6 protein-coding genes are annotated in these 7,929 nt (G+C 44.8%); all 6 read right to left on the bottom strand.

Features of this window, described 5'->3' with window-relative positions:
- Window positions 1-20: 20 nt before the first annotated feature.
- Window positions 21-1,514: a 2-oxoglutarate dehydrogenase complex dihydrolipoyllysine-residue succinyltransferase gene (odhB, locus tag L1D50_RS19385; RefSeq protein ID WP_239966630.1), complete on the bottom strand. Its 1,494-nt coding sequence runs from the start codon at window positions 1,512-1,514 to the stop codon at window positions 21-23.
- A gap of 10 nt (window positions 1,515-1,524) precedes the next feature.
- The gene (gene sucA / locus L1D50_RS19380; protein ID WP_138523848.1) at window positions 1,525-4,338 is read right to left on the bottom strand and encodes a 2-oxoglutarate dehydrogenase E1 component; all 2,814 of its coding nucleotides are present in this window, start codon (window positions 4,336-4,338) and stop codon (window positions 1,525-1,527) included.
- An 84-nt stretch (window positions 4,339-4,422) separates the two neighbouring features.
- On the bottom strand, window positions 4,423-5,142 hold the full coding sequence (locus tag L1D50_RS19375; RefSeq protein WP_128728232.1) for a succinate dehydrogenase iron-sulfur subunit: 720 nt from the start codon (window positions 5,140-5,142) through the stop codon (window positions 4,423-4,425).
- A 10-nt stretch (window positions 5,143-5,152) separates the two neighbouring features.
- Entirely contained in the window at window positions 5,153-6,925 is a 1,773-nt protein-coding gene (gene sdhA, locus L1D50_RS19370; protein WP_128728233.1) for a succinate dehydrogenase flavoprotein subunit, read from the bottom strand.
- Window positions 6,926-7,273 (bottom strand): succinate dehydrogenase, hydrophobic membrane anchor protein, encoded by a 348-nt coding sequence (sdhD, locus tag L1D50_RS19365; protein ID WP_128728234.1) that lies wholly within the window; start codon window positions 7,271-7,273, stop codon window positions 6,926-6,928.
- The gene (gene sdhC, locus L1D50_RS19360) at window positions 7,264-7,641 is read right to left on the bottom strand and encodes a succinate dehydrogenase, cytochrome b556 subunit (protein WP_128728235.1); all 378 of its coding nucleotides are present in this window, start codon (window positions 7,639-7,641) and stop codon (window positions 7,264-7,266) included. Before sdhC ends, sdhD begins: the two co-directional genes overlap by 10 nt.
- Between the last annotated feature and the right edge of the window lie 288 nt (window positions 7,642-7,929).

The following is a 7,929-nucleotide window of genomic DNA, read 5'->3' as shown; positions in this document are numbered from 1 at the left end:
GCTTATTCTTTAAACAAATATTATACGTCTAGTAGTAAACGTGTTGGATCTTCAAGCAACTCTTTAATCGTCACTAGGAAGCCAACTGACTCTTTACCATCGATTTGACGGTGGTCATAAGAAAGCGCTAGATACATCATAGGTAAGATTTCAACCTTACCATTTACTGCCATAGGACGCTCTTGGATTTTGTGCATACCCAAGATTGAAGATTGTGGCAAGTTGATGATAGGCGTAGAAAGGAGTGAACCAAACACACCACCGTTGGTGATTGTGAAGTTACCGCCAGTCATATCATCTACTGTTAGCTTACCGTCACGGCCTTTGATAGCCAGTTCACGAATGTTCTTTTCGATTTCAGCAACTGAAAGCTTATCGCAATCACGTAGTACCGGAGTCACTAGACCACGAGGCGTTGATACCGCGATGCTGATATCAAAGTAGTTGTGGTAAACGATATCATCACCGTCGATTGACGCGTTTACTTCAGGGAAACGCTTAAGGGCTTCCGTTACTGCTTTCACGTAGAAAGACATGAAACCTAAACGGATACCGTGACGCTTCTCAAAAACTTCTTGGTATTGCTTACGAAGATCCATGATTGGCTTCATGTTTACTTCGTTGAACGTCGTCAGCATTGCTGTTGAGTTCTTCGCTTCTAATAGACGGTTAGCGATTGTCTTACGCAGACGAGTCATAGGTACACGCTTTTGTGTACGTTCACCTACAGGCGCTGCTGGTGCAGAAGCCGCAGGCTTAGACTCTGATTTTGCTGGTGCTTTTAGGAAAGCATCAACGTCTTCCTTAGTAATGCGACCGCCTTTACCAGAACCTTTGATCTTAGCAGCGTCAAGGCCTTTTTCTGCGATAAGACGACGAACAGATGGCGTTAGTACATCTGAGTTTTCGTCAGAAGCAGCTGCTGGTGCTTCTTCTTTCTTAGCACTTGATGATGCAGCTGGTGCACCACCGGCAACGATTTTACCGATAACTTGATCACCTAGTACAGTCTCACCTTCAGCGTGGATGTGCTCACCCATCACACCGTCTTCAGGTGCAACAACTTCAAGAACCACTTTATCAGTTTCAATATCAACTAGGTTCTGGTCGCGGCTAACCGCTTCACCTGGTTGAACGTGCCAAGTTGCGATAGTAGCATCTGCTACTGACTCAGGAAGTACAGGTACTTTAATGTCCACTTCTTTACCTTCTGCTGCTGGCGCCGATTCTGACGCTGCTGGTTTTTCATTTGATTGAGCAGGCGCTGCTGCTTCATCAGCAGCACCTAGTTGTGCAATAACTTGTTCGCCAAGAACGGTTGCGCCTTCTTCTTCAGAAATTGCAACGATAACACCATCTTCTGGTGCTACCACTTCTAAAACGACCTTATCCGTTTCGATGTCAACTAAGTTTTGATCGCGAGTCACTTTATCGCCAACGCTTACATGCCATGAAGCAACCGTTGCATCTGCAACAGACTCAGGAAGAACAGGCACCTTAATTTCGGTTGTCATCTCTTATTCCTTATTTCTTAATTGTTAAAGCGTCAGCAATTAACGCGTTTTGTTCTTTAGTATGTGTAGACATGTATCCACATGCTGGTGCAGCTGAAGCCTTACGGCCTGCATACGTCAGATTTGCGCCAGCTGGGATAGCTTCCCAGAAATGATGCTGTGAACAGTACCAAGCACCTTGGTTTTGTGGCTCTTCTTGACACCAAACAAAATCTTTTACGTGCTGGTAACGAGCCATGATCTCATCCATCTCTTTGTGAGGGAAAGGATATAGCTGTTCAACACGAACGATAGCAACGTTGTTAAGTTCCTGCTTACGACGTTCTTGCAGTAGTTCGTAATAAACCTTACCGCTACAGAACACCACACGCTCAACGTTTTCAGGATTGATATCATCAATCTCATCGATCATGTTGTTGAATACGCCTTCAGATAGCTCTTCTAGGCTAGAAACCGCTAGTGGGTGGCGTAATAGCGACTTAGGCGTCATTACGATCAATGGACGACGCAGTGGACGAACCGATTGACGACGTAACATTGCGTATACTTGCGCTGGTGTTGACGGTACACATACTTGCATATTGTGGTCAGCACAAAGCTGCAAATAACGCTCTAAGCGCGAAGAACTGTGCTCCGGACCTTGACCTTCATAGCCGTGAGGAAGTAAAAGTGTTAAACCACATAGACGGCCCCACTTCTGTTCACCTGAGCTAAGGAATTGGTCAAATACGACTTGAGCACCGTTGGCAAAATCACCGAATTGCGCTTCCCACAGTACCAATGACGTTGGCTCTGCTGTCGCATAACCATACTCGAATGCAAGTACCGCCTCTTCCGACAATACTGAATCGTACACTTCGAACAGGCCTTGGCCTTCACGAATGTTTTGTAGCGGAAGATAAGTAGACGCGTCTTTTTGGTTATGTACTACAGCATGACGATGGAAGAATGTGCCACGACCAGAATCCTGGCCAGTAAGACGTACGTCTGTGCCTTCGTCAACTAAAGTCGCGTAAGCCAATGTCTCAGCCATACCCCAATCAAGCATTTTCTCGCCTTGCGCCATTAGTTTACGGTCGTCGTAAATCTTTTTAACGCGTGATTGTGCTTTATGCGTTTCAGGATAGTTCGCAATCTTTTCGCCAAGCGCTTTAAGCTTATCTAACGCAACTTTTGGCTCATAAGGCGCGTCCCAGTCGTGACCAACATACTTAGACCAATCAGAAGAATGCTTGGTTTCTTTTTGAATTTCTTCTACTACACAAACACCTTTATCAAGACCATTACGGTAATCGTCGGCAATCTGCTTCGCATCATCTTCAGAAATCACACCTTCACGTACGAGCTGATCAGCATATAATTGACGAGGTACTGGGTGCTTTTTGATCTTTTGATACATCAACGGCTGAGTCGCATTTGGCTCATCAGCTTCGTTGTGGCCGTGGCGACGGTAACAAACTAAGTCAATGACCACATCACGTTTGAACTTGTTACGGAAATCAAGTGCAACTTGTGTAACAAATGCAACAGCTTCTGGGTCGTCAGCGTTAACGTGGAAGATAGGTGCCTGAACCATTTTAGCGATATCAGTGCAGTATTCAGTCGAACGAGTATCTTCGCGTTTTGATGTAGTGAAACCTACTTGGTTATTAACTACGATACGGATCGAACCGCCAACGCCGTATGCACGTGTTTGCGATAAGTTAAACGTTTCTTGTACGACACCTTGACCTGCGATTGCAGAGTCACCGTGAATTGTGATTGGTAGTGCTTTAGAGCCACTTTGGCAATTTAGTCGGTCAAGACGAGCACGTACCGAGCCCATTACTACTGGGTTTACAATTTCAAGGTGAGATGGGTTAAATGCCAATGCCATGTGAACATTGCCACCCTTCGTACCAAAGTCAGAAGAGAAACCCATGTGGTATTTAACATCACCCGAACCTGCATGTTCACCGTATTTACCAGCAAACTCGTCAAATAGTTCTTGTGGGTTTTTACCCAGTACATTCACTAGTACGTTTAGACGACCACGGTGAGCCATACCAATTACGGCTTCTTGCTGACCACTTTCACCAGCACGATGAATAAGCTCTTTCAGCATAGGCACAAGTGAATCACCGCCTTCTAAAGAGAAACGCTTCGCACCTGGAAATTTTGCACCCAGATACTTTTCTAAGCCGTCTGCAGCAGTAAGGCCTTTATAGATTCTTAGTTTGGTTTCTTTGTCGAACTGTGGTTTCGAGAAGGACGATTCCAAACGCTGTTGTAGCCAACGCTTTTCTTCGGTAGACGTGATGTGCATGTACTCAGCGCCGATAGAGCCACAGTATGTCGCTTTAAGCGCAGCGTACAAGTCTTTGAGTTTCATTGTCTCTTTGCCACAAGCAAATGAGCCAACGTTAAATTCTTTATCTAAGTCTGCATCGGTTAAATCATGAAAAGCAGGGTCAAGATCGCGAACACGCTCTCTATCCCAAATCCCTAGAGGATCTAGGTTTGCGTTCTGATGACCTCTGAAACGGAATGCATTAATTAACTGCAGAACTTTAACTTGTTTGGCATCAGCAGAACCTTCTGCAGAAACCACGACTTCTCTGTGTTTGTTTTTAGCAAGTTCCGCAAATTGCGTTCTCACTTCTGAATGCTTTGTGTCAACATCCACACCATCAACTTTTGGTAGTTGATCAAACACCTCTCGCCACTCTTCTGGCACTGAAGCTGCATCATCTAGATACGCTTCATATAGATCTTCTACGTACGCAACGTTACCGCCGTACAAATGCGAAGATTCTAGCCATGCCTTCATCACACCTTCGTGCATCTATTAGCCCTTTTATCTAGCGCAGAAACCCAAACGAAAACAAGATGGCAAGCATTTGCTTGCCATCTTAGCTAGTAGTATGTGTTATACCGAACGGTTTAACAACATTGATTTAATATGCCCAATTGCCTTAGTTGGATTAAGACCTTTTGGACAAACGTTAACACAGTTCATGATACCGTGACAACGGAATACACTGAACGCATCATCAAGGCCTGCAAGACGTTCTTCCGTTGCTGTATCGCGGCTATCAGCCAAGAAACGATAAGCGTGTAGAAGACCTGCCGGACCGATGAACTTGTCTGGATTCCACCAGAACGAAGGACAAGACGTTGAACAACATGCACAAAGAATACATTCATACAGACCATCTAGCTTTTCACGTTCTTCAATAGACTGAAGACGTTCAACACCGCCAGTCGGCTTGTCGTTGATCAAAAACGGCTTTACCTTCTCGTACTGCGTATAGAACTGACTCATGTCAATTACTAGGTCACGAATTACTGGTAAACCCGGTAATGGACGAATAATGATCTTACCTTTTCCACCTTTCTGCACCGCAGAAATTGGAGTAATACAGGCAAGGCCGTTCTTACCGTTCATGTTTACGCCGTCAGAGCCACAAACGCCCTCACGACATGAACGACGGAAAGATAAAGTTGGATCTTGCTCTTTTAATTGCATCAGAGCGTCCAACACCATCATGTCACGACCTTCCTCTACTTCTAGAGTATAGTCCTGCATACGCGGTGCTGAATCTTCATCAGGATTGTAACGATAAACTGATAATTCTAAAGTCGCCATCGTTGAACTCCTAGTATGTACGTGCTTTTGGCGGGAAGGCTTCACGAGTTGTAGGCGCAAAGTTTACTTCACGCTTAGTCATCGAATCAGACCCCGGGTGATGAACTGAGTGGCACAGCCAGTTCTCATCGTCACGCTCTGGGAAGTCAAAACGTGAATGTGCACCACGACTCTCTGTACGGAAGTTAGCGGCTACTGCTGTCGAGTACGCTGTTTCCATCAAGTTATCTAGTTCTAAACACTCAATACGTTGCGTATTGAACTCAGATGACTTGTCATCTAGACGAGCATGCTTAAGACGCTCGCGGATTTCTTTAAGCTCTTTAAGGCCCTCAGCCATTGCATCGCCTTCTCTAAATACAGAGAAGTTAAGCTGCATACACTCTTGGAGGTCTTTTTTAATTTGTACTGGATCTTCACCTTTACCAGCTTCAGACGACTCCCAGCGATTGTAACGTGCGAACGCGTTATCAACATCATCTTTTGATGCTTCACCAGTAGACTCGAAGTTGTTTAGGTACGTGCCTAGGAAGTTACCTGCCGCACGGCCAAATACAACTAAATCAAGCAACGAGTTACCACCTAAGCGGTTTGCGCCGTGTACTGATACGCACGCAATTTCACCTACAGCGAATAAACCTTCGATGATACGCTCATCACCATTTTCACTAACACTTAACACTTGGCCATTCACATTCGTTGGTACACCACCCATCATGTAGTGACATGTTGGGATAACCGGAATTGGTTCTTTAGCAGGGTCAACATGCGCGAACGTCTTAGAAAGGTCACATACGCCAGGTAAACGTAGATTTAGCATCTCTTCACCAAGGTGATCGAGTTTAAGCTTGATATGTGTACCCCAAGGACCCTCACAGCCACGGCCTTCACGAATTTCTGTCATCATTGCACGTGCAACAACGTCACGACCAGCTAAGTCTTTTGCGTTAGGTGCATAACGCTCCATGAAGCGTTCACCGTCTTTGTTTAGAAGGTAACCACCTTCACCGCGACAGCCTTCTGTCACAAGCGTACCTGCACCTGCAATACCGGTTGGGTGGAACTGCCACATTTCCATGTCTTGCATTGAAATACCAGCACGCACTGCCATACCAACACCATCACCAGTGTTAATGTGTGCGTTAGTAGTAGATGCGTAAATACGACCTGCACCACCCGTTGCTAATACCACTGCTTTAGACTTGAAATAAACAACTTCGCCACTTTCGATATCAATCGCGGTAACACCAACGACGTCGCCTTTGTCGTTTTTAACCAAATCAAGCGCATACCACTCTGAGAACACGTTTGTTTTGTTTTTCACGTTTTGCTGATACAAGCAATGTAATAATGCGTGACCAGTACGGTCAGCAGCCGCCGCTGTACGTGCAGCCTGCTCACCGCCGAAGTTTTTAGACTGACCACCAAATGGGCGCTGATAAACGCGACCATTTTCAAAACGAGAAAAAGGTAGTCCCATGTTCTCAAGCTCAGTAATAGCTTCAGGACCCGTTTTAGTCATGTATTCGATGGCATCTTGGTCACCAATGTAGTCTGACCCTTTCACCGTATCGTACATGTGCCATTCCCAGTTATCCTCATGAGAATTACCTAGCGCGACTGTAATACCACCTTGCGCAGATACTGTGTGGGAACGAGTTGGGAAAACTTTTGAAATAAGAGCACAAGTTTTACCTGATTCTGAAATAGCGAGTGCCGCGCGCATACCCGCGCCACCAGCACCAACTACAACTGCGTCAAATTCGCGTACGTTATATTTCACTTAAACACCCCATAGAACAAATAGACCAATAGCTACGTAAGCTATTGCCATAAGGTTTAATACAAAGCCAAGGACAGTGCGAGTTGTCGAGTTCTTAACGTAGTCAGTTAGAACCTGCCACAAACCAATGCGTGTATGCACCATGATACAAACGAGTGTGATCATCGTCGCTGCTTTAACAGCTAAGTTTGAGAACAACCCTGACCAAGCTTCATAGGTCAGTTCAGGAGTCAATAATAAATAGCCTATGATAAATACAGCATAAGCTAGGATAATTAACGCAGTTGTGCGTAATGACACGAAGTCTTGTACGCCATCACGCTTAAGAGTCGCTTGATTTAAGACCATATCCATACTCCAGCTAAAATTGCTAAAACAGCCCAAAGCGCTAGTGCAACTTTCGCGCTATTCGCGCTTGATTCTAATTCTTCCCAACACCCCTTGTCCTGTATCATGTGACGGATACCAGCGATAACGTGGTAAGACAATACAGTTAGGGTGCCCCACGCGATGAATTTCGCGACAAAGCTAGTCATCAGTTCTTTTACAAACATGAAGCCTTCAGAAGAAGAGAGAGATTCAGACCAAGCCCAAATCACAAAGGTTAAAGCGAAGAAGAACGCTACACCAGTAATACGGTGAAGAATCGACGCTTTAGCCGTTATTGGCATAGATATAGTCGTAAGATCTAGATTTACAGGTCTTTGCATTTTCACAGTTACTTGCCCATCTTTGCCCACAAGGAGCCATCTACTTGTTTTTATGAAACCCACCTACATATTCTCAAATGCAAGCAGCACACTCTAGATAAACCAATTTGGACACCAAATAGTTCACTTGAGTGTAAAAATTGATGTAAAAATAGGTTTACCTACAGACGATACGGTATAAAACCGTTGACAGTATATAAGGCTATGCGCCCTTTTACAATTCTTGTTTAGATAGAGACGCTTGCGAATTAGCGAATGGTCTAATATTTAATCGTCGTAGAATATTTATTATAC

This window comes from Pseudoalteromonas sp. Isolate6 (genome assembly GCF_022398435.1).
Classification (GTDB): domain Bacteria; phylum Pseudomonadota; class Gammaproteobacteria; order Enterobacterales; family Alteromonadaceae; genus Pseudoalteromonas; species Pseudoalteromonas galatheae.
This window is presented reverse-complemented; position numbering and strand designations above follow the sequence as displayed.

Excerpts from the sequence above, each read along its gene's own strand:
- sdhD (WP_128728234.1), bottom strand. The coding sequence starts at position 7,273 with ATGGTCTTAAATCAAGCGACTCTTAAGCGTGATGGCGTACAAGACTTC.
- L1D50_RS19375 (WP_128728232.1), bottom strand. The coding sequence starts at position 5,142 with ATGGCGACTTTAGAATTATCAGTTTATCGTTACAATCCTGATGAAGAT.
- sucA (WP_138523848.1), bottom strand. The coding sequence starts at position 4,338 with ATGCACGAAGGTGTGATGAAGGCATGGCTAGAATCTTCGCATTTGTAC.
- odhB (WP_239966630.1), bottom strand. The coding sequence starts at position 1,514 with ATGACAACCGAAATTAAGGTGCCTGTTCTTCCTGAGTCTGTTGCAGAT.